Here is a 26,331-nt window from a genome sequence, read left to right on the forward strand (position 1 = left end):
TATCAGGTTTTTAATGGACGCGTTTACTCATATTTGCGGTTTATTTAATCCCTTCGTATGAGCACAAATTCCTTACATACTTTTCATATTCCCGTCATGGGATTGGCCTTTACCATCGACAGCCCAATCCGCGTGGCACACTTCGGCATTGATTCGGTCGTTTCAATTACCGACGACGAACTGCTGGAGAAAATGCGCGCCTTTTATAGCGCCAAATTCAAGTTGCCGTATCAAGAAATCACAACCAAAATCGAAGACTTCCGTGCCAGCAGAATTACGCATTACCTCAATATGGTCGATCAGATTGTAAAAGAGAAATTCTCTCAGTTCAAAACCGAGCTCGCCGAGAGCAAAACGGCCTTAGAAAACTACATCGCGCTACTACCAAACCATTCAGAAATCAAGACCAAACTGCAACAATTTCTCGATGGGCCATCGCTTGAGGAACAGCTCCAAGAGTATATCGAAAGCCATTTGCATCCGGGCGCAATTGATGTTAACATCATGACCAAAGTAGACAAAGACAACTTCGATAAGAAAACGCAATTGCCGGTAGAATTTAACGACGCCCATGCAGCGCTTCGGGGTTTTGCCCATAGTCAACTTCAATCGTCGTTAGTGCTTTCTGCCGGAATGAACCCGAGGCTGTACAGTTATATTGAGCAATTTCAAGACTTTTTCCCTACAGCAGATGGTCGGCTCAAAAAGAAAATCATCTTGAAGGTAAGCGATTTCCGTTCGGCAATGATTCAAGGGAATTTCTTAGCCAAAAAAGGGCTTTGGGTTTCCGAGTACCGGATCGAATCGGGGCTTAATTGTGGTGGCCATGCCTTTGCTACAGACGGTTTGCTTATGGGGCCGATTCTCGAAGAATTCAAACAAAAGAAAAACGAACTCATCGCTTCTGCAAAACCTTTGATGGAAAAAGCTTTGTCGCAAAAAGGAAGACCTATCCCCGAATCGGCATTGCCATTGAAAATCACCGCGCAAGGTGGTGTCGGAGCGGCCGTGGAACACGAATTTCTACTGAACCATTATCATTTGGATTCGATTGGTTGGGGCTCGCCCTTTTTGCTGGTTCCTGAAGCCACTTCTGTTGATGCGCAAACACGGAATTTATTGGCCCAAGCGAAAGAAGACGATTTTTATTTGAGTAATATTTCTCCGCTCGGCGTTCCGTTCAATACGGTCAGAGGCACCACCAACGAACAACTGAAACAGAAAAGAATCTCCGAAGATAAAGCCGGAAGTTCTTGCCCAAAGAAATTGTTAGCGCTGGGCAACAAACAGTACGATCCGATGGGAATGTGCACCGCCGCCAAGAAATACCAAGACATCAAATTAGAAGAACTGTTGGCCGAAAAAGAACAACTCTCGGCAGAAGATTTTCAAAAATCGTTCGACAAAATCACCGAGAAATCCTGTCTTTGTGTAGGTTTGGCCAACGCTTCTTACTTAGAACACAGCATCAAAATCAAAGGGCAAGACCAAGGTGTCGTGATTTGCCCTGGGCCGAATTTGGCCTACTTTGACCGTGAAGTTTCGCTCCGGGAAATGGTGCAGCACATTTATGGCAATGCTAGTGTGATGACTACTGGACATCGTCCGCACGTTTTTATCAATGAGCTGAAACTCTATGTGGATTATTTACAAAAAGACCTCAAAAACACTGAAGCCACCTCGCCGCAAATCAAGAAGTGGCTGACTTTCCAATCAAATTTACTTGACGGAATCGGTTACTATCAACAATTGATTTCTGATTCGCCTTATTTTGTAACCCAACGCGATGAAATTCAAAAGCAATTGAATCATTACACAAATGTGCTTCAGTCAATCGACATTCCTGTTTTAGAGGCTGTTCAAGTTTAGCTTTTGCAAAATGCCCTGTTTTAAAATCTGGCCGAAGTCGTACATGTCTTCGTAAGAGCAATACAAAGGAACCGGCGCTAGTCGGATTACGTTAGGTTCACGCCAATCGGTAATCACGCCATTGCTCATCAGGTAATCGAATAAGGTTCGGCCTTCACCGTGCAGGAATACTGACAACTGCGAAGCGCGCTGGGATTGGTCTTGCGGAGTAATGATTTCGAACGTACTATCTACTTCTTTGTCGATTTCGTGCAGAACAAATTCGAGGTAAGCTGTAATCTGGTTGCGTTTGGTAATTAAAGCGTCCATCCCGACTTCGGAAAACATTTCTACCGAAGCCAAATAAGGCGCGAGCGAGAGAATCGGCAAATTGCTCACTTGCCAACCATCGGCTCCATGAACCGGATCGAAAGCTGGTTCCATCTTGAAACGACGCTCTTTGTTGTGGCCCCACCAACCGGCAAATCTCGGCAAGTTGGAATCGTTGTGGTGCTTCTCGTGGATGAAACAACCCGAAGCATTGCCCGGCCCTGAATTCATGTATTTATAACTACACCAACAAGCAAAGTCAACGTTCCAATCGTGCAGTTCGAGTTGGATGTTTCCGGCAGCGTGCGCCAAATCCCAACCGACTTTTGCGCCTGCCTTGTGTCCGGCTTCGGTAATGGTTTTGATGTCGAAAACTTGTCCGGTGTAATAGTTCACTCCGCCAATTAAGACTAAGGCAAGTTCGTCTCCGACTTCTTCAATCTTGGCGAGAATGTCTTCTAAGCGGATGTTGTGTTCGCCGTCGCGGCGTTTGACCTCGACAATCGCATCTTCGGTTTTGTAGCCGTGGAAATGCACTTGGCTCTGGAACATGTATTGGTCAGATGGAAATGCTTTTTCTTCGCAGAGGATTTTATAGCGCGTTTTCGTTGGGCGATAAAACGATACCATGAGCAAATGCAAATTGACCGTAAGGGTGTTCATCACAGTCACTTCCGATGGCTTCGCGCCTACAATTTTACTCAGTGGTGCAGCGAAACGTTCATGATAATCCCACCAGGGTTTGTTGGCATAAAAATGGCCTTCAACAGCAAGGTTGGCCCAGTCGTTCATGACTTCATCGACGTATTTTTTGGTTCTTTTGGGTTGCAACCCGAGCGAGTTTCCGGTGAAATAAATCACATTTTTGCCGTTGTGCTGCGGAAAGATAAATTCGTCACGGTAGGCACGTAAAGCGTCTTGCCCATCGAGTTGTTGCGCAAATTCTCTAGTGTTCTGAAAAGTCATGATGCATTTTTTTAAGGTGCGTAAAAATAACAAAAAATAACTACGAAGGTTTGCCGTTGTGTTTTGAAAATATTTACTTTTAAATCCTAAACCGATTCTTATGAGAAATTATGCCAATACACTAATTATTGCACTGGCCGTTGTGGTGGCCGCTTTTTTATTCTCTGATGCCTTCCGGAACCGCAACCAAAGTGCCGACACGATCAGCGTAACAGGGCTCGGAAAAAAAGATTTCGTTTCCGATTTGATTGTTTGGAGTGGCTCGTTTTCCAAGAAAAGTATGATTTTGAAAGACGCTTATGCCGCACTGGATGCCGACCGAGAAAAAATCAAGAGTTACTTGCTTTCTAAAGGTATTCAGCAGAATGAGATTGTATTCTCTGCGGTGAATTTCAACAAAGATTTTGACTACATCTACAACGAAAACGGCTCGACCAAGCAGCAGATTTTCACCGGTTTCAACTTAACGCAAACCGTGACGATACAATCTACACAAGTGAACATGATAGAAGACATTTCACGACAGTCGAGCGAACTCATTAATTCAGGCGTAGAATTTTACTCCAACCCGCCCGAATATTATTATACCAAGCTGGCCGAACTCAAAATCAAAATGATTGCCGAAGCGACCAAAGATGCGCGCACGCGGGCCCAAAGTATCGCCGAAAATGCCGGAGCCGGTTTAGGGAATTTAAAAAAATCGGATATGGGCGTTTTCCAGATTACCGGGCAAAACTCTTCGGAGGATTTTTCTTATGGCGGTTCGTTCAATACAATGTCGAAAAACAAGACGGCGAATATTACGGTAAAGTTGGTTTATCAGGTGGATTAGATTGGTTGAGCTGTCAGCCCAAATGCGTGAGATTTAGCTTCGCTCAGTTCGGCTTCGCCTCGAGTGAGATTAAGAGGAGCAAGCCCAGTGGGCTTCAGGCATAAAGGAGTTCAAATAAGAAGCATAATGTTGAGGTTGAGTTGTGACTGCGTGAGGGATAAAAGTGAAAAGCCCGCAGCCCAGCGAGGACTTGCAACGAATAGCCCGACGGCGACCAATGGATTAAAATCGAAACGGAGAGTTCATCCGCCGGCACGCCCAAAAACAAACACAGATTGCACAGATTATCACAGATATAGGAATCCGTGAAAATTAGTGTCATCCGTGTTAACAAAAAAAATCCCGCCAGTAATTGACGGGATTTTTTTTATCGATATGCATTTCGGTTACAGGATGAGCATCGCGTCGCCGTAGGAATAGAAACGGTAACCTTCCTTGATGGCTTCGTCGTAAGCTTTTTTCATCAGGTCGTGGCCGCAAAACGCAGAAACCATCATCAGCAAAGTGGATTTTGGCGTGTGAAAATTCGTGATCATGCAGTTCGGCACACTGAAATCGTACGGCGGGAAAATGAACTTGTTGGTCCAGCCTTCGTACGGATTCAGGGTTTTGGCAGACGAAACAGAACTTTCAATAGCGCGCATCGACGTGGTTCCGACGGCGCAAACTTTTTTCTTTTTGGCTTTGGCCGCGTTCACGATATCGCAGGCTTCTTGGGTAATGATGAGTTCCTCCGAATCCATTTTGTGTTTCGATAAATCTTCTACTTCCACCGGATTAAAGGTTCCCAAACCGACATGCAAAGTGACTTCGGCGAAATTCACGCCTTTGATTTCCAATCGTTTTAGCAAGTGTTTAGAGAAATGCAAACCGGCAGTGGGCGCGGCTACGGCTCCTTCGTTTTTGGCATAAATGGTTTGGTAACGCTCGGCATCTTCTGGAGTGACTTCGCGGTTGATGTATTTCGGAATCGGAGTTTCACCGAGTTCTTTGAGTTTGTATCTGAATTCGTCGTACGAACCGTCGTAAAGGAAACGCAAGGTTCTACCGCGCGAAGTGGTATTATCAATTACCTCAGCCACCAATGAATCGTCATCGCCGAAATAAAGTTTGTTCCCGATACGGATTTTTCTAGCCGGATCTACCAAAACATCCCAAAGGCGTTGCTCTGAGTTAAGTTCGCGGAGCAAAAACACTTCGATGCGCGCACCGGTTTTTTCCTTGTTGCCATAAAGACGCGCCGGGAATACTTTGGTGTTGTTGAGCACTAGTACATCGCCATCACCAAAATAATCGATTAAGTCTTTAAACATTCTGTGCTCGATGGTTTTTTTCTCGCGGTTGATGACCATCAAACGGGATTCATCACGGTTCTCGGTTGGAAATTCAGCCAGTAGTTCTTTGGGCAAATTGAAGTTGAAGTGCGATAGTTTCATACTCGGGCGTTAGTTTTTTTATTTAGCCCGCAAATATACTATCGGCGCTAGGGCGAAGTCAAGCGTTTTGGGTTTTATTTTTTAGTACCTGAGTGCCTGAGTACCTGAGTGCCTGAGTTTATTGGGATGACGAGATTTGAAATCCGATTTTTTGTAGGTCGTTCCAGAAATTCGGGTAGGATTTACAAACGACTGTCGGATTCTCGATCTCTACAGGAACTTTCAACGCCAGCGGCGCAAAAGCCATAGCCATACGATGGTCGTTGTAAGTAGCAATTTTTTGATTGGGCTCGATAACTGTGGAAGCAGCTAAAGTCAGTGAATCGTCGGTAATGGTAACTTCAGCGCCGAGTTTAGTGAGTTCGTTTTGCAGAGCCTTCAAGCGGTCGGTTTCTTTGATTTTGAGCGTATGTAATCCGGTAAGTTGACAGCCAATGCCCAATCCGAAGCAAGTCACGGCGATGGTTTGCGCGAGATCGGGATGGTCTTTTAGTTGTTGGTTGATGGTTGTTGGTTGTTGGTGGGTTTTGGCCAGAATGATCGTGTTTTTGTCGAATTGGGTTTGCACTCCGAAACTTTGATAGATTTCGGTTAGAAATGAATCACCTTGTAGACTGTTTTGATGGAAACTCGAAAGTGTAAGTTGTGTTCCGGGTTTTGATAAGGCAACTATCGAATAGAAATAAGAAACGGAAGTCCAATCGGATTCTATTTTTATCGGTGGATGGTGGATGGTGGATGGCTGTTGTAGCGGAAAAACCTGAATCAGATTATTTTCAAAAATTGTTTGCACGCCGATTTGATTCAGCAATCTTAAAGTCATTTGCAGATAAGGCGCGGAAGTGATTTCGCCTTCGAGTTGCAGCTCAAGTCCGTTTTCGAGTTGGGGCGCGATGAGCAATAATGCTGTAATGTATTGGCTGCTCACGTTGGCTGGAATGCTGAGCTGATTTCCGATGAGTTTTTTTCCTTTGATGCGCAGTGGCGGATATCCGACGTTCTCTTCGTAAGAAATATCAGCACCGAGCGCCTTGAGTGCTGCTACCAAAATGCCAATCGGGCGCTGTTTCATTCTGGAAGAACCGGTAAGTACAACTTCACGATTTTCCTGCATCGCGAAGTAAGCCGTTAGAAAACGCATCGCTGTTCCGGCATGATGAATATCGATAACGGAATCTTTGGCCGAAAGCGCCTTTTTCATCAGTAGCGAATCTTCTGAATCGGAAATGTTTTCGAGTGGCAATTGCGGATACAAAGCTTGCAACAACAACAATCGATTGGTTTCAGACTTACTGCCACCAATGAAAATACGCGCCTGAACAATTTCGGCTACATGTTCTAACTTGATATCGGCTGAAGTTTCGCCCAAAACTTATTTCAGTTTCTCGTTGTTGTGATGACGGTCGTGGTCGCGACCTGTTTTGATATCCATTTTCTTGTCGAAAGCCGCTTGCAAATCGATTCCGGTTTGGTTGGCCAAGCACAAAACTACAAAAACCACATCGGCCAATTCTTCTCCTAAATCTTTGTTCTTGTCAGATTCTTTTTCAGATTGTTCGCCATAACGACGCGCGATGATGCGGGCTACTTCGCCGACTTCTTCGGTGAGTTGCGCCATATTGGTGAGTTCGTTAAAATAGCGCACACCGTGGTTTTTAATCCAATTGTCTACTTCGAGTTGGGCGTTTTTGAGGTTCATTTTATAGCTTTTTGAGGATGATTTTTTCGTTTTGCTTTTCGATAGCTTTGTTATAAAATTCTTTCATTGCTTCATAAAAATCAGCCGATACCACCGAAGCGTTGTTCTCTAGTGATGCTAAAATCTGAAGTTTGTTTTCCTGAGCTAAAACCTTATATGAAAAAAGCATCACATTCTCTGGAGTGGCAATGGTGACTGCTTTTGGCACCGATTCTATTTTATAGCCTTGAGGTACATCGATAAAGATGTTGTACTTCTGGTGTTTGGGAAAGCCGAAATAGACCGGCAGTGTTCTTTTTTCTTCCTGAAACGGGTTTTTTGCCGTACTGAAAAATAACATCGGATCAACCAAGAGCTGGTCATTAGCTCGCTCTACCAAATTATCGGAGGCCAAATTAAAGGTTTCAACGATGGGCTTTGAGAAATCCGTCAATTTGTTTTCAACAGCATAACCCTCGATGGCAGCAACCTCAAAATGCACCGCCAAATCGTCCTGATACGCTTGAGCGTTCAAATTTCCGTATTTTTCGCGAAACTGTAACGCCAAATAGTCGGAATGTTGCCTTCTAACTTTGGCGGTCACTTTCCCTGTTGCGTCGAGAACTGCCATCACATTGTTCGATACTTTGGAAGCAGTCGATGGCGCTAAGTTTATTTCTATAGAACTCTGGTCTCCGCGAATCAGTCGCCCAACCCAATTTAAGGTTGACAAACGGAGTATTCCGGGTGCAGTATATTTGTTGGTCGCATCGAAAAGTACGGTCTTCCCATCGACATCAGCGGCAGCGACAACGTAATTAAAAACGGTCCGGTTGGGATATACCGGAATCCCGTGGTCAATGGTGCTGAGCAATACGGGATTGGCATTGAGTCCGGCATAATTGAGCATCGAAACCAAAATAAAATTGATTTCTGCCACATTACCGCTATTCTCGTGATAGGCTTTTTCTACTCCTTTTTCGGCTAAATAGCCATAAGTGCCGTCCCAATTCATCTTGTTTTGAACAAATTTGAAAACGGCTTTGGCTTTGGATGCTTCGGTAGAATCGTTATTTTTCAGTACCAATCTCAAATCCGACAAGAAATAGTCTTTTTTGCCGAGTTGCTGTCCGAAATCCTTGTCTTTGTAGATTACCCTTGCCACGTCTTCCCAAGTTTGGGTGAAAATCTTTTCGGGCACTTCGGGAAATCGCGTCTTTTCCAATTCATAGTCAACAGAAATTCGATAGTTTTCTATGTTGTCAAGGTATTGCTCCTGCTTCAACGCCGGAACATTTTCTAATTTGTGAACGCTATTGACTTGCCTGTAGGACATATGCAGGCCTTGGTTGTTCTTGTCGTCATAGTTCTGATAACCTAACTCAACTTTGGCTTGAGTATCGACTTCTTGAAATCCGGAAAAAATCGGGTTATAAACAAAAAACTCCGGAATTTCAGTTTTGTATTCGGCATATTTTACAGGAATGTCGTACTGAAAATTGAAAACCGGGTATTTCACCATATTGTCAGATTTTATGATATAACGGAACTCAATTACCGAACCCACATTTACATTGGGCATCGTAATTCCGGCCTCATCCCAATATTTATTGACGTTTCTCTTGAAACTTCCTTCATTTTTCAGTTTGGTTTTCGCGATTTCATTGTTAACCAGATTATAAGTGATCGCTTCGGAGAAATTCAAGGCATCATCTCGAATGGACTCGTAACCAATGCGATACGGCATTTTGAAGTTGGCCCATTTCAACCCTTCTTTTTTGTAAATTTTAATCCGGTATTCGTAGATATGGTTTAGATAAAAACCCTGTTTCTCGTATATATAAACCGTTTTGGCTTTGGTGAATAGAATAGCGGCGGCGGCACTAGTGTCTGTTGGACAAACTTTTTCCTGTAGCTCTTTGATTGAAACTTTTCCCAACTCTAATTTTTGGGCGTGGAGTTGATAAAACCCAATGAATATAAAAAGAAAGATTGCTTTATTCATCTTTGTCAAATTACTGCTTGACTAAAACGACTTTTTCGTTTTCCTTGTCGACTACTTTCTGATAAAAATCTTTAACCACTTCATAGAAATCTGACGCAACTAAGGGTTTATAAATATCCATAAGCACCGAAACTTGAATTTGGTTTTGATTGGCCACAATCATGTATTTAAAATCGCCGATATCGTCTCCGGTAATCATGTTAACAGGCTGCGGCAGGCTCTCAACAGCATAACCCTCAGGAAGGGTAACGTTAATATTGTATTTTTTCTGGAACGGATAGTTGAAATCAATAGGGTATTCTCTGGTTTCTTGTTTGAACGGATTTTCTTTCAAGCCCAAGAAAAGTAAAGGAGAGAAATATATTTTTCCGTCGATGAGCTCGGCACTGTTGCTGTCTTTAAAACTATATGTTTCCATAATGGGTTTGGTATTGTCCAGCAAATTCTCGCGTTTGTAATCATCTACCTCAATAGCTTTGTATTTGTTTTCGAGTGTTTCAAGATACACTTCATCGTTAACGCTCTTGTTATTTTGACGGTACACCAATGCTTCGTGGCAGGCCAATTGACACCTAATTTTTCCGTTGGCAGTGGCATCTGGGTTTATCGACACGCTCATATTTACGGCCTCTTTAGCAAGTGTTTTAGGAAACAAGTCAATATCGGTAGAGCTGCCTTCCTTACGAATCAATCTTCCTGTCCAGTTGAGATCCCTTAGTGGCAAAATATTAGGTTCCGAGAATTGTTCTGTAGCATCGAGCAGGATTAAATCTTCAGTGATTTCAACTGCAGCGATTACGTAATTAAATGCCGTTCGGCTCGGAAACAGCACCACACCATTCGATTGCGTACTCAACAATACCGGATTGGCATCGATTCCGGCCGATCGCAACATGGCGACGAGCATTAAATTGATCTCGGCCGCATTGCCAAGTTGATTTTTGTAGGCCGCTTTCACGCCGTCATCGCACAGATAACTTTCGTATCCGTTCCATTTTACTTTCGATTTCACGAAATTTAAAATTGCGGCAATTTTATCGTCTCGTTTCTCTAAACCTTTAAGAATCGGAGCCAACTCGTCTTCGAAATATCCTTTTTTGTTGAGCTCCAATCCGAAATCGTCCATTTTGTATATTTCGTTGGTGATGTTGTCCCAATTGGTCGAAATACTCTTCAACAATACCCGTGGGATATCGATTGTGGCCAGTTCATGAGAGACGCTCGAAACGTAATTGTTGATGTTATTCACATAAGCTTCCTTTTTGATGGCTGGAAAATTCTCGGCAACGTAGGTCGTCACATTGTCGTAAAAACCCAAATTGTTGTTGATTTTCTCGTCGGTCACTTTGGGAAATAAATAGCCTTTTTGACTTTTTTTATAAACAAAGTACTGAGGGATATAAGTTTTATACTGGCAATAATTCATCGGAATGGTCGTCTGGAAATCCCATCGTCTTGGAATACTGTAACCGATCGATTTGATGATGTAGCTATACTCGATGATTGAACCTTCTTTAACGTTGGGCAAAGTGATTTTCTTTCGGCTGAAAAACTTATTGATTTTCTCCTCAAACTGGCCGTCGCTCTTTAATTTAGACTTTACGATTTTACCATCGACGAGGTTATAGGTCACTGCGTCACTGAAATAAATATTCTCGGTGTTACCCAACTTATAAAAAGCCACTTCTTGGTTGGCCCACTGAAAGCCTTCTTTTTTGTATATTTTAATTTTGGTCTTTACTTCGGTTACGCTGATGTAGCCATTCTCATCTCGGGTTCGGCTCTCGCCTATTTTAAAAAGGATTGCCGCAGGCGCTGCCGGATCTCTTGGGTGTTCTTTTTCTTCGAGTTCGGCAATAGTCACTTTACCCAAATCCATTTTTTGGGCTTGAAACGCAATTGTAAATAATAGGAATGGGAGCGAAAAAAACAACTGTCTGGTTTTCATGGGTTAGATTTTATTTAAAATAATTTTGGCATTATCGTTCTTGGCAATCTGCTCCATGTAAAGCCGAAAAGCCTCATATTCATTATGCTGATAATATCCTTTTTTGAGTAAAAATGTTCTCTTATAAATTAGTGTAGACTCATCTTTTTTGAGAATCTCGGTTTTGTATTGGCCAAACTTACTGTCATACTGAACATTCTCAGGTAATGATTCTACTGTAAATCCTGTTGGTAACTCCACTATCACCTCATCCTTGTCATAGCTTCCACGCTGGATCTCAAAATCGGTTTTCCGGTTACGAATGCGCTTGATGTTCCCATCGTAGCGGTTGAAAGCATTGATTGGAAAAAGCATCTTATTGCCCGTTATCGTGGCGTATTGGATGGCATCCAAATCTAGTTTTTCTGTAAACCTCGCGGATTCCTTATCATTTGAAAACGTCATTTTGCTGATTTTCAAATTGTTGATATGACTCAGAAAGGCTTTGTAATATGCTTCTTGCTCATTCGGTCTGCGATGTTCTAAATGATATTTTGGGCCATATTGCGAGCCTTCTGAGTCCATTTGGATTTTCGCTGAAAACGTTCCATCAGTTGTGAGTTTGTAGGTGCCGTTGCAGAACTGAGTATTGGACTCGTCTCGATAGTTTTGGGTTTTGACTATTTCACCACCTTCAGGCTTGATTACTAGCACTTTTCGATCGTCTGTAAAGTTGGCCTGATATCCGAAAGGAACGTCTTGACTAGTACATTCCAACCAATAATATTCTGTATCGGAGGGAACACATAGAATCATGTGATTGCCTTGAACTGAAATAAATTCAGACTCCATATCGATTTTGTCGTGATCACCATACAAAACGGTATGGTAAGACGGAACGCCAACCGCACCCAACAATGCTTTGGTGTAATTGGTCAGTGCTTTACAATCGCCATAGCCCAAACGATCAACATCTTTCGCCAGCATGGGTTTGAACCCGCCAATACCAACCTGAATGCTCACGTATCGGGATTTTTGCTGCACATAATTGTAGATAATCTTAGCTTTCTTTATTGGGTCGCTCTCCGCACCAACTAAAGTTTTCACTTTGGCTATCGTGGCATCGGGCAATTCTTCAGTATCCGAGAGCAGCGACTCAGCATACCATTTGCCGAATTCTTTCCAAGTCTTGGCAGTACCATCAACCCCTTCAAGGTTAAACTTCTCCAGACCGAGCAATGCCCAAGGAAATATCTTATTGTAGTTGACGCTAAAATACTCTTCTTTCTGAGCCAGTAGCCCCGAGGCTTCGTAAGACAACTGAGTGTCTTTTTCAACGATTTTCTTGATATTAAAGTTCGAAAAATTATGTTCTTGTTTTTTAAGGCCTAACTCCTGCGGACAAGTCACCTGTAGTAGGCTTTTCTCAACACTCACAAAATAGTGACCCATCGGTCTCCATCTCGGTATTTGAGCGGTGTTTGAGGTTTGCACCTCGCATTCGTAAACAATGGTAAAAGGATACTGAGTTGGAATATAATCCAGATAAACGACCCTGTTATCTGAAAAAAGTGTCACGCCATCCAGAATGCATTGGTCTCTGAAATCTTTCTTCTTGATCTTTTTGATTTCATTGCCAAAGGCATCGTAAACAGTGGCTTCGATGCTTCTCACATGGGTACGCTTATCATAAGGCTCGTAGGCATCAATGGCAGCCATTCCGGTTTCATTCAAAACGGTAACCACACGCTTCTTCCGAATGTCCATATTTCGTTGCGAGTGGATATCGATATCGGTTTGATCCCAGCGGACTATAGCATTTGCATTTTGCTTTAAGCTATCAGGAATGTTAAGGCATGTAAGATAATTTTGGGCAGCTGCGAGTTGAACGCAAGCTATAAAAAAAGGCAAAAAGAAATGTTTCATCGAGAAGAATTTGTCCAAAAATAAAATTTATTTTTAGAAAAACTTAACATTTCTTTATTCCTTATTTTTAGAGTCGATAATAATCGTGACCGGGCCATCATTAAGCAACGATACTTTCATGTCGGCGGCAAAAATCCCGGTTGGTACTTTTTTGCCTAAAAGTGCCTCCAATGCCAGCACAAAATTTTCATACGCCGGAATGGAAATCTCGGGTTTGGCGGCTTTGAGATACGACGGTCGATTGCCTTTTTTGGTCGAAGCGTGCAAAGTGAATTGGCTCACGACAATAATTTCACCATCGATATCTTTCACCGACAGATTCATGACTTGATTGGCATCTGCGAAAATTCTCAGGTTCACGATTTTATTGGTCAGCCAGTCGATGTCTTCTGCGGTGTCGGCGTCTTCCACACCAACAAGTACTAGCAAACCTTGAGCGATATCAGCTACTTTTTTTTCGTCCACCACTACTGAAGCTTCTGAAACCCTTTGAATCACCACTTTCATGCTACTCGGATTGTCGGGTTTGGTCGCTCGCGATGCGGTCGTCATTGTAAATATCGGTGCGATAATGCTCTTGATCGCCTTCGAGCATTTGCAAATAGCTGCGATAACGTGACCAAGCAATTTCGTTGGTATCGAGCGCCACTTTGACGGCACAATGCGGTTCTTCTTTATGCAAACAGTTGTTGAATTTGCATTGGTCTTTTAGTTTAAAAAACTCCGGAAAATAATCGCCGATTTCCTGTGGCTGCATATCGACAATACCGAAACCTTTGATACCCGGCGTATCGATAATTTTGGCCCCGAAAGACAAATCGAACATTTCGGCAAAAGTGGTAGTGTGCTGGCCTTGCTTGCTTTGCTCAGAGATTTCAGTAGTTTTTAAATCGAGTGTCGGTTCCAGTGCATTGACAAGAGTTGATTTCCCTACACCGGAATGCCCAGAGAACATGCTCACTTTGCCCTTCATCATTTCCTTGAGCGGCCCAATGCCTTTTTGTTCTGTAGAGGAAACCCTCAAACAAGGATAACCTATCTGCTCGTAAATATATTGCAAGAAAAGCTGCTCATCGAGTGTTGCCTCGTCAAGGGTATCGATTTTATTGAACACCAATACGGCCGGAATATGATAGGCCTCAGCGGTAACCAAAAAACGATCAATAAAACTTGTCGTGGTCGGCGGATTGTTAATGGTGACCAACAGAAAAACCTGATCGATGTTCGACGCAATAATATGTACTTGTTTGGACAAGTTGACCGATTTGCGCACGATATAATTTTTTCGGGGATGAATGTGATGAATCATTCCCGTTACGACGCCGGCAGTTTCTTCCCACTCATAATCGACTTGGTCGCCTACAGCTATCGGATTGGTACTTTTGATACCTTTGATGCGGAACTTCCCTTTAATGCGGCACTCGATAAAATCGCCTTGCTCGGATTTTACGGTGTACCAACTTCCGGTAGATTTATAAACAAGTCCCGTCATGCATTGTTAGATTTCGGCAAAGGTAAAAAAAGGAATCGTTTAAAGACGGCGCCACCCGGAAATAAAAAAGGCAACCTTTCGATTGCCCTTGTGTTTTATTTGATGTTGATTTTCTCTATGTGCAGGGAGATTTCTGTATTCAACCAGAAGCGCTTATCTGTTGATGATTTTTTCTTGATGTACGATACTTTCCTGGTGAACCGCTTTAAATAAGCGCAGCACAAATTCTTCTGAAAGCCCATAGGTTCGGCCTTCGCAAATCATTTTCTGTAAAATTTCGTTCCAGCGCTTGCTTTGTAAAACGGCTATGTTTTTCTCCTTTTTGAGCGCGCCAATTTGTTCGGAAATCTGCATTCTCTTGCCCAAAATCTCCAGCAGTTTGGTATCGGCCCGATCAATATCAGTGCGCAATTGGAACATTCTGGTATTGAAATCGGTTTCTTCAGTGCTCAGATTCCGGATACGCAAATCTTTGAAAATTTGTTTGAGCACCGTAGGCGTAACTTGTTGTGCGGCGTCGCTCCAAGCATGGTCTGGGTCGATGTGGGTTTCAATCATGAGCCCGTCGTAGTTCAAATCGAGTGCTTGCTGGGAAACTTCCTGAATCCTATCGCGACGGCCGGTAATGTGCGACGGATCGCAAATCAGTGGTAAATCGGGAAAACGACTCTGGAGTTCAATGGCAATTTGCCATTCGGGAATGTTGCGGTAGGTCGTTTTTTCATAAGTTGAAAAACCGCGATGCACCACGCCCAGTTTCTTTACACCGGCGTTATAAAGTCGTTCCACACCACCAAGCCACAAAGCCAAATCAGGGTTTACCGGATTTTTGACCAATACAATTTTGTCTGTTTTTTGAAGCGCATCGGCAATTTCTTGCACCGCAAACGGATTCACCGTAGTTCTTGCGCCAATCCACAAAACATCGATATCGTGTTCTAAGGCGAGTTTGACATGCGCCGCGTTGGCCACCTCAACTGCCATCAGCAAACCGGTTTGGGCTTTCGCTTTTTGCAACCATTTTAAACCGATGGCACCAACACCTTCAAAACCACCCGGGCGTGTTCTGGGTTTCCAGATGCCCGCGCGAAAAATACTCACATCAGAGTTCTTAAGCTGGTCGGCAATGGCCAAAACTTGCGATTCGGTTTCAGCGCTGCACGGCCCGGCAATCACTAGCGGATGTGAAAGTGCAAAATCGTCGAGCCATTTTCTCATCGAGGCGTTATTTTCCATGAGTTATTGTTTTGTGGCGATGGATTCTCGCGGGAAACTCCACCATAAAAAAATCCCGATAGCACACCGGGATTTATATCTTATTTTGAATTAATAATTTTTAAACAACCTGACTCTGAACAATTTCTAAAAACCTTTATCAGCGCCATTTTGCAACGGTTGCCTTTTATTGAAATTTAATTGGATGGCTAAAGTAAGAAAAAAATGTTTAGGCCGTTACAAATGAGCCAGTTTTTTTGAAAAAATCATTGGTGATTCTGTACTTTTGTTTTCAAATTTAAAATTATGTCGATTGAAGTCCATCAGATCAGTAAAAGCTATGGGAGCCAAAAAGCCCTCGATGCCGTTTCGTTTGCGATTCAGAAAGGTGAAATTGTAGGCTTCCTTGGCCCAAACGGAGCCGGAAAATCGACGTTAATGAAAATCCTCACGACATTCATTACTGCTGATTCCGGACAAGCCAGCGTGAATGGTTTTGATGTGACTACTCAGCCTAAAGCCGTGCAACAATCTATTGGCTATTTGCCAGAGCACAATCCTTTGTATCTGGATTTGTACGTCCGTGAATATTTAGAATTCAATGCTGAGGTGTACGGCGTAGACCAAAAACGTATTGAAGAAGTCATTAGCCTGACCGGCCTGAAACCCGAAAGTCATAAGAAAATCGGACAGCTTTCCAAAGGGTATCGCCAACGAGTAGGTTTGGCCAACGCTTTATTGCACAATCCAGACGTGCTGATTCTGGATGAACCCACAACCGGTTTAGACCCGAACCAATTGCTTGAAATACGTGAAGTGATTCGCAACGTAGGCAAAGACAAAACGGTATTTCTCTCGACGCATATCATGCAGGAAGTAGAAGCCATTTGCGACCGTGTGATCATTATCGACCAAGGAAAAATCGTGACCGATAAAAAACTCGAAGCCGCTATTAGGCCCACGCAAGAGCAAATCATCGAAGTCGAATTTGATCGCGAAGTCACCCAAGAACTTTTGCAAAACTTACCGCAACTGGTTTCTTGCAACACTAACGATAACAAAACCTGGGAACTCACTTTCATGGCTCCAGAAGACAGCCGAGCTTTAATATTCGACTGGGCACAAAGCCAAGGTTTGAAAACGTTGCAACTGAGCCAGAAAAATAAGAATTTAGAAACTTTGTTCCGGGAAGTAACGAAGAAGTAGTGGTTGGTTTTCGGTCGTCGGTCGTCGGTCGTCGGTGGTCGGTTTGGATACGGAAAGTTGACCTTTTGTTTTTTCATTCAATTTTTTAGTAGGGCGTGACCACAAGGGTCGGGCTGTTCGTTGCAAGTCCTCGCCGGCTCCGCTGCGCTACACGGGCTGCGGGCTTTTCTCTGCCATCCCTCACGCGAGCGAAAGTTGACCTTTGTTTTTCAGTTTGAGAAAGTTGTCGGTCGTCAGTCTTGGGTCGTCGGTCGTCAGTCGTCGGTTTGGATGCGGAAAGTTGACCGTTGGTTTTTCAGTTCTTATTTTTCTGGATAAAGTACTTACTGGACTTTTAATTCCACCACATTCAACATTTAACATTCAAAATAAATCATATACACACCATCAATTCCACCATTCGTGCATACAGCTTATAGCCTAGAGCTTACAGCCATCATCACCTCCAATTCCACTATTCGTAAGCGACGACTGACAACCCACAACGAAAACCCCTAGCCCGGATCGCAGCGGCACCCTTTTGTTCTGGGGTTCAGAGCAAAAGGTACAGCGAAGAGCCGGAATAGCTTCTAGAAAAACTAACGATAAATTAACCGGCCACGATAGTGCTGAACTACCTGTACGTTTTCGGTTGGCGGACGCGAATAACAGTTCACATTGCCCAAACTGTATAAGTGGCCTGAGAGCGAATGTGTTGGCTTTACGAACATATCGTTGCTGCCGCGGTGATAAAAACCTACATGATAAGCCTCCAGATTTTCGCCGTGAAAAACCCCGCCGCCTTCGTAGAAACTGACTTGCAAATTTTGAGTAGTGCCGCTAACGAAGCATCGGCCCATTTCGTTGTTCTCGTAGACCAGATTGTTGTTGGCTACGGTAAGGTAAAAATCGCCGGTGCCGGTGCCTGAAAATCCGTCGTTGCTATCCAAGGCGGTCAAGTGCAGTGAATCATAAGTTAGCGTGCCGTTGGAGCGAATATCAAGACCAGTTTTGGAATAAATATCGGTGAGATTGGGCGCGGTAATATACACCGTTGTTTCTCCGTAATCGCGCACCCAATTGCAAGTGGTGTTGTCTGATAAGGTAAGCCTGTCGCCTGAAACAGTGACCTCGATGTCGTTGATTAAATTCTCTCCGCTGCGCACTTCTACCAAATAATCATCGCCTTGGGTAATCACCACCGAAACGCCTTGGTTGACCAACACTTTGGTAAAGCTCAGTCCGGTGTATAATTTACTTTTCATCGGGCCGCTAGATTTCACGCAGTCGAGTGGTTTCTCGCAATGGATGAACAGCAAGGCCAAAAAAATAGATAACAGACTTCTTTTCATAGGTTTAAATTCTGATGCCGATGCCAAGTTCGAGCGCTTCAGCCAAAAATCCGTGGGTTTTGACCGACAGTGCGGAATACACATTTTTGTACCAATAGTATTTCATTCCGAGTCGGTCGTATATTGGCGTATCGAGCTCAAACGGACGATAAATATAATACCCGAGTTGGGTTTCAATAGAAAGACGATTAATAAAAAGCTCATGGCCAATAAAAAAACCCACGCGCTTGTAGTCGGTGTTTGGGTCGAGGTGTTCTTCCGGATAAGCAATCGAACGATAGCGGATGAACTCTTTGATGGAAGTCGTGGCGAACAAATCAAAGCCGGCTTGGATGGCGCTTTTTCGATTCAGGCGTTTGTCGGCATAGGCTCCAAAATGATAAAAAGGTTTTTGCCCACTTCCGATGACGTAACTTTCGTTAAAACCGCTACGCAACACTAAATTGAACTTAATCGACTCTGAATATTTCATTGAGGAAGCCACCGAATCGAGCACAACGTATTGGGGTTGCTTTTCAAAATCGTAGTGCACGCCCAAATTGAGCCCGTAAGTATTGATGCCGCTGTTGGGCGATTTGAAACGGCCGTTGGAATAATGTGTAAAGAAAAATCCGGCATCGATACCTAAGCTGCCTATGATTCGGTCTTTACGATAATTGAGCATGAAGTTCGTATTGCCCATATACTTCGAGCCGAACGCCCGATTCTTGCTATTGGTTTCACGGTCATACGCACGCGTAGTCATGGCCAAACCCTGCCCGATTTTAAACATCAAATGACGCTTGAGAAAATAGAAATTGTAGTGCGCGCCCACCGCGTAATTCTTCCCGAGCATTTCGTTCTTGAAATCCTGATAGATGAAATAGCCGCCATAATCGGGATAATTGTAAAGCGATTGCCAAGCTTCTTTGCCGTACGTTTTTCGGGAAAAACTCAGCATTATGCCTTCAGGATGGCCCGTAATTAAATGATACAATTCAGGCGAATGCGGCAAAATGTTTCCGCGCAGGAAATTGACCTCTATGGCATTGGTGTCGTCAAGTTGCTGGGCAAAAACGCCAACGCCAAAAAACAATATAAAAAGAAATCGGAATTTCATTGGCCCATTAAAGCCGTAAATATATCGCTTTTATTGGTGTAGCGTTAGATTTTTACAAATTTGGAAACCGCCGTTTTTTGCTCCCGAATGGATTTGACCATATAAGTTCCGTATGGTAAATGACCTATATCAATGGTAGTGTAGTTTGATGATTTCCCTTGCGAATGCACTTTTTGTCCGACCAAATTATAAATCTCCAGACGGTCTAAATCTTCAGTAGAAAGTACTGTGATTTGCTCGGTAGCCGGGTTCGGATATAGGGCAGTTGCCAAGTTGTTCGCTAGAATTTCCTCTACCGCTAAAGTTTCATTATTGGCATTGAAAGTGGGTGCTTGTGTCACAAAATTTCCGGTGCCGTTGGGGTTTCTGGCATAACTGATATTGGCCGTTTGCGTACCAAAAGTAACCGAATCTATTATTGTACCATCAGCCTTCGACAAAATTACACTCTCGCCACTAGCCGATAATTTGAAGTCTGCGTGCAAGCCTTCTTCGGTCAGGTCTTCATCGGCCCAAATGATTAAATAACCTCCGGGTTGCAAAGTAATTCCGGCGGGCAATTGCCATTTCTGCAAATTGGTTTCAGTATCCGAAAGAAACAAACCATCTAGCAACAACGGACTGGTTGTATTGTTGTAGAGTTCAATCCAATCTTCAAATTGGCCGGCCGGATCGGTCACGGTTTCCGTGTTCTGCGCCATCAGTTCGTTGATTGCAATTTCTCCGGGATTGATGTTGTTGATGGCTGCAATCGAATGAAACTCGTGCTCGGCCCGCGCCGGTGAAAATGCTCCGATGGTATTGTTTTCGGCATAAATATAATACTGCAGGTACGCATTGTTGATTAATAGCGGAGTGGTTCCGTAGATGTTATCGCCAGCAACACCGTCATTGTGCGCACCATCGTCAAACATCTGGATTTTGTTAAACGCCAAACTCAAATTCGTGCGATAACCAAAAAACACCGCATCGGAATTAGTATTGGTGACATTTGCGGTAAACGAAATATTGGTGTTGATCAGCGGTGTCGCGACCGACGGAACAATCTCGGAAATCACCGGTTTGGTTGCTGTGAAATCGGGCAAGTTGTTCAGAAAAGCTTTTCGACCCGACATGAGTTCGACAATTCCTGCAGCGGCAAACTCGTCATCGACCATCGAAGTTGTGGTTAAGCTGTTCTGAAAATCGGTGTAAGTATAAAATTTATTCTGATCGGCCTGAACCGCTGCGTCGATGGCACTGCGAAACTGATTCGCGGTTTGAATATAACTGTCGTTATCAAAATTCTCGGCCAAGATGGTCTGCATGTGCGCCAAAAATATTTTCTTATAGCGCGGAATCGCCAATAGCTTTCTCAGTAAGGGCCATTGCGCTCGATTGGCTTGTACCAAATGGCTCATCGCAATTTTTTGGGAAGTTTGAAACACAAAATCCGATTGGCTCGATAAAAAATCAAACGTGCCGAACGACATGTTCAAATCCCAAACAATCGGGCTGAACCGACCGCTATCGTCCTGATAGAGATAATAATTATGGTTGAGCAAACCCGTGTAGCTGTCCAAATTCACCAATACATTGTTGAAAGCCAACATCCACAGCGCGCGATCCACATCGAGCACTGTTTCTATCTGAGCCGTGTTGTTGTTTAAAGTATTGGTCAAGGCGATGAGTTCCGGCCAGCCCAATTCTGATTTCATTTCAAAACGCGTGGCATAAGGCGCCGGGTCTTCACCCAAATACAGCAAGTTGGGTTTATTGGTCGAACCGAGATTCGCTCCGCCTTGAATGGCCGCTTTAAAGAAAGGCCTGGTATCAGATCCAAAATGGTTCTTGACAAAAGTCTTAGTTATCGATTCGGTATTCACGTACAGTCCGATCAGTACATCGTTCACATAAACCCGCGCGTAGTTCGCCCTTGGGGCATGCATGTATTTCCCTAAGATAGCATACGACAAAGTCTCGCGAATAAACGACGGGTCGTAAAACACATTGCTGAGTTTGATGTCTTTAATCCCTTGATAATCTTGGTTCTGATAGGTGTCCAGTTCGATGTGAAAAGGATTCTTCAGATGCGCAGTCGAAAACGAGCTGTTGCCTTTGTACTTCACGCCCACATTCTGGAAAACCGTTCCGTTAATCGAAACCGATTCGGCCGGTGTGTAGTCGTTGGCGAACAATAAAATCTGATGCCAATTCGGGTTGGCAAAAGTCAGCCGGATTTCTTGGATAGTTCCCAAATCGTAAAAATCCTGCGCCCAACTGTTGAGCGAAATTAGCACAAAGGCAAGTAGTAGTCGTTTTCTCATCTTCCCAATTTTTTGGTTTAAAATAACAGGGTTTCATAGCAGTTCTTCCCTGAGCCAAAAGTAGAACGACTCTTGTAAAACCGCTAAAAAATCAGGTAGACAAAAAGTGGACAAGGTGGGAATTGTTGTAAGTTGTAGGTTGTGAGTTGTAGGTTTATTTACGGAAAGTTGAATTGGAGTTGTCGGTTGGTTTACGTAGAGTTGTTGGTTGTTGGTTCGTTTACGGAAAGTTGACTGTTAGTTTTTCAGTTCAAGAAAGTTGTGGGTTGTATGTTGTAGGTTGGTTTACGGAAAGTTGAATTGGTGTTTTTCAGTTCTTATTTTTCTGGATGAAGTACTTGTTGGGCCTTTAATTCCACCACATTCAACATTCAAAATAAATCATAAACACACCGTCAATTCCACCAACTCGTGCTTACAGCTTAAAGCCTACAGCTTACGGCCATCAACCAACAACTTTTAAAAGATTTCCTTCGCAATCGCTTTGATATTCTCCGCTTTCCCCATCGAGTAATAATGCAACACCGGAATTCCGGCCGCTACCAAACCTTTGCTTTGCTCAATACACCATTCAATCCCGATTTGCTTTACCTCGTCGTTATCTTTGGCTTTGACTACTGCCATGATCAAATCGTCGGGCATTTCTAGGCTAAAACGGTGCGGAATCAAATTGAGCTGCTTCTTGGTTGCAATTGGTTTTAAACCCGGAATAATCGGAACCGTAATTCCGGCCGCGCGGCATTTGGCTACAAAATCAAAAAACTTCTGGTTGTCGAAGAACATCTGTGTGATAATATAATCTGCGCCTTTCTTAATTTTCTGCTTTAAAAAGTGTATGTCGCTATCTAAGCTCGGCGCTTCCATGTGCTTTTCGGGATAACCCGCTACGCCAATGCAGAAATTAGTACTCGAAGTGTTTTGCAAATCTTCGTCGAGGTAAATCCCGCTATTGAGGTTCTTGATCTGCTCGACCAAATCTGAGGCAAATTCGTTTCCGTCTTTCTCGGGTTTGAAATAGGTTTCGGTTTTCAGCGCGTCGCCACGCAAAGCCACCACGTTGTCAATACCTAAAAAGTCAAGGTCAATGAGCAAGTTCTCGGTATCTTCCTTAGAAAAACCGCCACAGAGAATGTGCGGAATCGCGTCTACCGAATATTTGTTCTGAATTCCGGCGCAAATCCCGACCGTGCCCGGGCGCTTTTTCACGATTTTCTTTTGCAGCAAACCACTGGGCAACTCCTTGAATTCGTATTCTTCGCGGTGGTAAGTCACGTCAATGAACGGCGGACTAAATTCCATCAGCGGATCAATACTGTCAAAAATCGATTGAATGTTCTGCCCTTTAAGCGGCGGCAAAATCTCGAAGGAGAACAACGGTTTTCCTTTGGCGTTTTCGATGTGTTGGGTTACTTTCATGGTTGTAAGTTGTATGTTCTGGGTTGTAGGTTGACTTCTCGCTACAACTATTACTATTGTTATTAGGGCGTGCCGGCGGCATTCCCGCTTGGTTTGTTTGGTTGAACTATTCGCGCCGCCGTCGGGCTATTTGCGGTACACGGTACTCGCTTCTATCCCTCACGCAGTTAAGGGTTAACCTCAACATTTTGCTTTTAATTGTACCTCCTTTATACCTGAAGCCCACTAGGCTTCCTCCTCTTAATCTCACTCGAGGCGAAGCCGAACTGAGCGAAGCTAAATCTCACGCAGTTCGGTTGTCGGTCATTCGGTCGTCTGTTGTCGTTTACGAATCGCGGAATTAACGGTATACAATAGTTTACAGTTTACAGTTCACGGTTTACGGTTTACAGTTTTTTACTGGAATTAACGGTCCAATAAGTACTTCATACAGAAAAATACGAATTGAAAAACACCAATTCAACTTTTCATAAACGGTCTTGCAGCGCAGCGGTCTTGGCTCCATCAGTGCAGCGGTCTAGCGCAGCCTCTAAAATCAACTTTCCTTAAACGAAACCGACGACTGACGACTGACGACCCGAAACCTGCAACTCAATCCGCCAAATTCGGGCTCAACCACTTACTCGCCTGCTCTGTCGAAACGCCTCGTCTTTTTGCGTAATCTTCCACTTGATCCGGTTTGATTTTCCCAAGCCCGAAATACTTACTTTTCGGATGCGCGAAATAATAACCTGATACAGACGAAGCCGGCCACATCGCCATGCTTTCGGTGAGCTTCACGCCTATTTCCTGTTCTACATTCAATAACTTCCAAATCGTCGGTTTCTCTAAATGGTCAGGGCAAGCCGGATAACCCGGAGCCGGACGGATGCCATTATATTCTTCGGCAATCAATTCCTGATTCGACAATTCCTCATCCGAAGCGTAACCCCAAATTTCAGTTCTGACTTTCAGGTGCAAATATTCCGCGAACGCTTCGGCCAATCGGTCACCTAGCGCTTTGACCAAAATCGAATTATAATCGTCGAGTTCCTTTTCAAATTCGGCTGCTTTTTCATCAACACCAAAACCGGTCGTCACACAGAAACAACCAATATAATCTTGCTTGCCTGAATCTTTCGGTGCCATAAAATCTGCTAGGGCAATGTTCGGGGCTCCGGCGGTTTTCTGTGATTGCTGGCGCAGGGTAAGGAAAGTTGTTGGTTGTTGGTCGTTGGTTGTTGGATGCACTTCGATATCATCATCGTTTACCTGATTGGCTGGAAAAATCCCCAGAATGCCTTTCGCAGTGAACCATTTTTCTGATACGATTTGCGCCAACATTTTTTGGGCATCGGCAAATAAATTGGTAGCTTGCTCGCCAACTACTTCGTCGCTGAGAATCGCCGGATATTTTCCGTAGAGTTCCCACGAAGCGAAAAACGGCGTCCAATCGATATAATCTACCAGCGTTGCCAAATCTACTTCAACGGTTTTGGTTCCGATGAAATTGGGTTTTACCGGAGTAAATTCGTTCCAATCGAGTTGGAGTTTATTTCTTCTGGCATCGGCTATCGGTAAATAATTCTTATCTCGACTACGGCTTAAATAGCCTTCGCGCAATTGGTCATATTCCGCTCGGATACTTTGGGAATAAGTCGTTTTGGTTTCGTGTTGCAGCAAATTGCTCGCTACTGTTACGGCTCTGGAAGCATCATTGACGTGCACGACAGTTTCACCATATTCCGGTGCAATTTTCACCGCCGTATGCGCTCTTGAAGTCGTCGCTCCGCCAATCATGAGTGGAATTTTGATGTTGCGTTTTTCCATTTCTTTGGCCAAGTAGACCATTTCATCGAGCGATGGCGTAATCAATCCGCTGAGACCGATAATGTCTACGTTTTCTTTGATCGCGGTTTCAATGATTTTCTCCGGCGGCACCATCACACCCAAATCGATGATCTCGAAATTGTTGCAACCCAAAACCACCGATACTATATTTTTTCCGATATCGTGCACATCGCCTTTCACAGTAGCCATTAACACTTTTCCGGCCGAGGACGATTTGCCGTCTTTCTGCGCTTCAATGTACGGAAGCAAATACGCCACGGCTTTTTTCATCACACGCGCCGACTTGACTACTTGCGGCAGGAACATTTTTCCGCTGCCGAATAAATCGCCCACGACGTTCATTCCGGCCATGAGATTGATTTCGATGACTTCGATGGGTTTTGCCGCTAATTGTCTGGCTTCTTCCACATCGGTTTCTATGAATTCGTCGATGCCTTTCACCAACGCATGCGTGAGTCTATCTTGCAGGCTGCCTTGCCTCCATTGCTGGATTTCTTTGGTCGTTTCTTTGCTTTCTCCTTTATAACTTTCGGCCAAATCGAGCAATCTTTCGGTGGCATCTTCGCGGCGGTTCAGCAAGACATCTTCCACATGTTCGAGCAAATTCTTGTCGATCTCGTCATAAATCTCCAACATTTCCGGATTTACGATTCCCATGGTCATGCCGTTCTGAATCGCGTGATATAAGAAAGCCGAATGCATAGCCTCGCGCACTTTGTCATTACCACGAAACGAAAAAGAAACATTGCTCACACCTCCGGAAACGTGGGCATAAGGCAAGTTCTCACGAATCCATTTGGTGGCACGGAAAAAATCGAGCGCGTTGAGTTTGTGCTCTTCCATGCCTGTGGCAACCGGAAAAATGTTTGGGTCGAAGATAATATCCTGCGCCGGAAAACCGACTTCATTAACTAATATATCGTAAGAGCGTTTACAGATTTCAATCCGCCGCTCATAAGTATCGGCCTGACCTTGCTCGTCGAAAGCCATCACAATGACCGCAGCACCGTAACGCTTGATCAGTTTGGCATGGTGCACAAAAGCTTCTTTGCCTTCCTTGAGCGAAATCGAATTCACGACGCCTTTGCCTTGAATGACTTTGAGCCCGGCTTCGATGATTTCCCATTTCGAGGAATCGATCATCACCGGAACACGCGCGATATCGGGTTCGGCGGCAATCAGGTTCAGGAATTTGGTCATCGCATACACGCCATCGAGCATGCCTTCGTCCATGTTGACATCAATGATTTGCGCGCCGCCTTCAACTTGGTTGCGGGCAATATCGAGCGCTTCTTCGTATTTTTCTTCCTTAATCAACCGAAGGAATTTACGCGAACCGGTCACGTTGGTGCGTTCGCCCACATTCACGAAATTCGTCTCGGGCGTGACTATGAGTGGTTCCAGGCCGGATAACTGAAGATATTTATTATTTGATTCTGACATTGTGGTCTATTAAACACAGATTTCACAGATTAGCACAGATTGAAT

At 43.9% G+C, this 26,331-nt stretch carries 19 protein-coding genes; 3 read left to right on the forward strand and 16 right to left on the reverse strand.

Going from position 1 to position 26,331, the window contains the following annotated elements; all coding sequences use genetic code 11:
* Window positions 1–57: 57 nt before the first annotated feature.
* Complete coding sequence (locus G4D82_RS12775; RefSeq protein ID WP_166337682.1) at window positions 58–1,869, forward strand: hypothetical protein; 1,812 nt, start codon at window positions 58–60, stop codon at window positions 1,867–1,869.
* Here G4D82_RS12775 and kynU read toward each other — a convergent pair.
* On the reverse strand, window positions 1,849–3,144 hold the full coding sequence (gene kynU / locus G4D82_RS12780; RefSeq protein ID WP_166337683.1) for a kynureninase: 1,296 nt from the start codon (window positions 3,142–3,144) through the stop codon (window positions 1,849–1,851). The genes G4D82_RS12775 and kynU overlap by 21 nt on opposite strands.
* A 100-nt stretch (window positions 3,145–3,244) precedes the next feature.
* On the opposite strand from kynU, the gene G4D82_RS12785 reads away from it, so the two are divergent.
* Window positions 3,245–3,976, forward strand: coding sequence for an SIMPL domain-containing protein (locus tag G4D82_RS12785; RefSeq protein ID WP_166337684.1), 732 nt, complete (start codon window positions 3,245–3,247; stop codon window positions 3,974–3,976).
* Between the two features lie 386 nt (window positions 3,977–4,362).
* Here the strand turns inward: G4D82_RS12785 and queA are convergent, their stop codons facing one another.
* The 9 genes from queA to G4D82_RS12830 form a co-directional block, all read right to left on the reverse strand.
* On the reverse strand, window positions 4,363–5,412 hold the full coding sequence (gene queA, locus G4D82_RS12790) for a tRNA preQ1(34) S-adenosylmethionine ribosyltransferase-isomerase QueA (RefSeq protein ID WP_166337685.1): 1,050 nt from the start codon (window positions 5,410–5,412) through the stop codon (window positions 4,363–4,365).
* A 118-nt stretch (window positions 5,413–5,530) separates the two neighbouring features.
* Complete coding sequence (locus tag G4D82_RS12795) at window positions 5,531–6,781, reverse strand: 3-phosphoshikimate 1-carboxyvinyltransferase (RefSeq protein WP_207788177.1); 1,251 nt, start codon at window positions 6,779–6,781, stop codon at window positions 5,531–5,533.
* Window positions 6,782–6,784: 3 nt separating this feature from the next.
* Window positions 6,785–7,111, reverse strand: a complete 327-nt coding sequence (locus tag G4D82_RS12800) for a nucleotide pyrophosphohydrolase (protein ID WP_166337686.1) — start codon at window positions 7,109–7,111, stop codon at window positions 6,785–6,787.
* Between the two features lies 1 nt (window position 7,112).
* Complete coding sequence (locus tag G4D82_RS12805; protein WP_166337687.1) at window positions 7,113–9,095, reverse strand: DUF3857 domain-containing protein; 1,983 nt, start codon at window positions 9,093–9,095, stop codon at window positions 7,113–7,115.
* A gap of 10 nt (window positions 9,096–9,105) precedes the next feature.
* Complete coding sequence (locus G4D82_RS12810; RefSeq protein WP_166337688.1) at window positions 9,106–11,043, reverse strand: DUF3857 domain-containing protein; 1,938 nt, start codon at window positions 11,041–11,043, stop codon at window positions 9,106–9,108.
* A gap of 3 nt (window positions 11,044–11,046) precedes the next feature.
* Window positions 11,047–12,948, reverse strand: coding sequence for a DUF3857 domain-containing protein (locus tag G4D82_RS12815; protein WP_166337689.1), 1,902 nt, complete (start codon window positions 12,946–12,948; stop codon window positions 11,047–11,049).
* Between the two features lie 54 nt (window positions 12,949–13,002).
* Window positions 13,003–13,455, reverse strand: coding sequence for a D-aminoacyl-tRNA deacylase (dtd, locus tag G4D82_RS12820; protein WP_166337727.1), 453 nt, complete (start codon window positions 13,453–13,455; stop codon window positions 13,003–13,005).
* Between the two features lies 1 nt (window position 13,456).
* Window positions 13,457–14,440 carry a ribosome small subunit-dependent GTPase A gene (gene rsgA, locus G4D82_RS12825; protein WP_166337690.1) on the reverse strand — a complete coding sequence of 328 codons (984 nt, stop codon included), beginning with the start codon at window positions 14,438–14,440 and terminating at the stop codon, window positions 13,457–13,459.
* Between the two features lie 153 nt (window positions 14,441–14,593).
* Window positions 14,594–15,676: a bifunctional 3-deoxy-7-phosphoheptulonate synthase/chorismate mutase type II gene (locus G4D82_RS12830; protein WP_166337691.1), complete on the reverse strand. Its 1,083-nt coding sequence runs from the start codon at window positions 15,674–15,676 to the stop codon at window positions 14,594–14,596.
* A 285-nt stretch (window positions 15,677–15,961) separates the two neighbouring features.
* Between G4D82_RS12830 and gldA the strand changes: the two genes are divergently transcribed.
* On the forward strand, window positions 15,962–16,861 hold the full coding sequence (gldA, locus tag G4D82_RS12835; protein ID WP_166337692.1) for a gliding motility-associated ABC transporter ATP-binding subunit GldA: 900 nt from the start codon (window positions 15,962–15,964) through the stop codon (window positions 16,859–16,861).
* A 180-nt stretch (window positions 16,862–17,041) separates the two neighbouring features.
* Here gldA and G4D82_RS12840 read toward each other — a convergent pair whose 3' ends face one another.
* From G4D82_RS12840 to metH, 6 genes are all read right to left on the reverse strand, one after another.
* Window positions 17,042–17,224: a hypothetical protein gene (locus G4D82_RS12840; RefSeq protein ID WP_166337693.1), complete on the reverse strand. Its 183-nt coding sequence runs from the start codon at window positions 17,222–17,224 to the stop codon at window positions 17,042–17,044.
* Window positions 17,225–17,439: 215 nt separating this feature from the next.
* Complete coding sequence (locus G4D82_RS12845; protein ID WP_166337694.1) at window positions 17,440–18,192, reverse strand: head GIN domain-containing protein; 753 nt, start codon at window positions 18,190–18,192, stop codon at window positions 17,440–17,442.
* A 4-nt stretch (window positions 18,193–18,196) separates the two neighbouring features.
* The gene (locus G4D82_RS12850) at window positions 18,197–19,291 is read right to left on the reverse strand and encodes an acyloxyacyl hydrolase (protein ID WP_166337695.1); all 1,095 of its coding nucleotides are present in this window, start codon (window positions 19,289–19,291) and stop codon (window positions 18,197–18,199) included.
* Window positions 19,292–19,335: 44 nt separating this feature from the next.
* Window positions 19,336–21,597, reverse strand: coding sequence for a CotH kinase family protein (locus G4D82_RS12855; protein ID WP_166337696.1), 2,262 nt, complete (start codon window positions 21,595–21,597; stop codon window positions 19,336–19,338).
* Window positions 21,598–22,056: 459 nt separating this feature from the next.
* Window positions 22,057–23,013 carry a methylenetetrahydrofolate reductase [NAD(P)H] gene (gene metF / locus G4D82_RS12860; protein ID WP_166337697.1) on the reverse strand — a complete coding sequence of 319 codons (957 nt, stop codon included), beginning with the start codon at window positions 23,011–23,013 and terminating at the stop codon, window positions 22,057–22,059.
* Window positions 23,014–23,604: 591 nt separating this feature from the next.
* Entirely contained in the window at window positions 23,605–26,286 is a 2,682-nt protein-coding gene (gene metH / locus G4D82_RS12865) for a methionine synthase (RefSeq protein WP_166337698.1), read from the reverse strand.
* Between the last annotated feature and the right edge of the window lie 45 nt (window positions 26,287–26,331).

This window comes from Flavobacterium lotistagni (assembly GCF_011392125.1).
Classification (GTDB): Bacteria; Bacteroidota; Bacteroidia; order Flavobacteriales; family Flavobacteriaceae; genus Flavobacterium; species Flavobacterium lotistagni.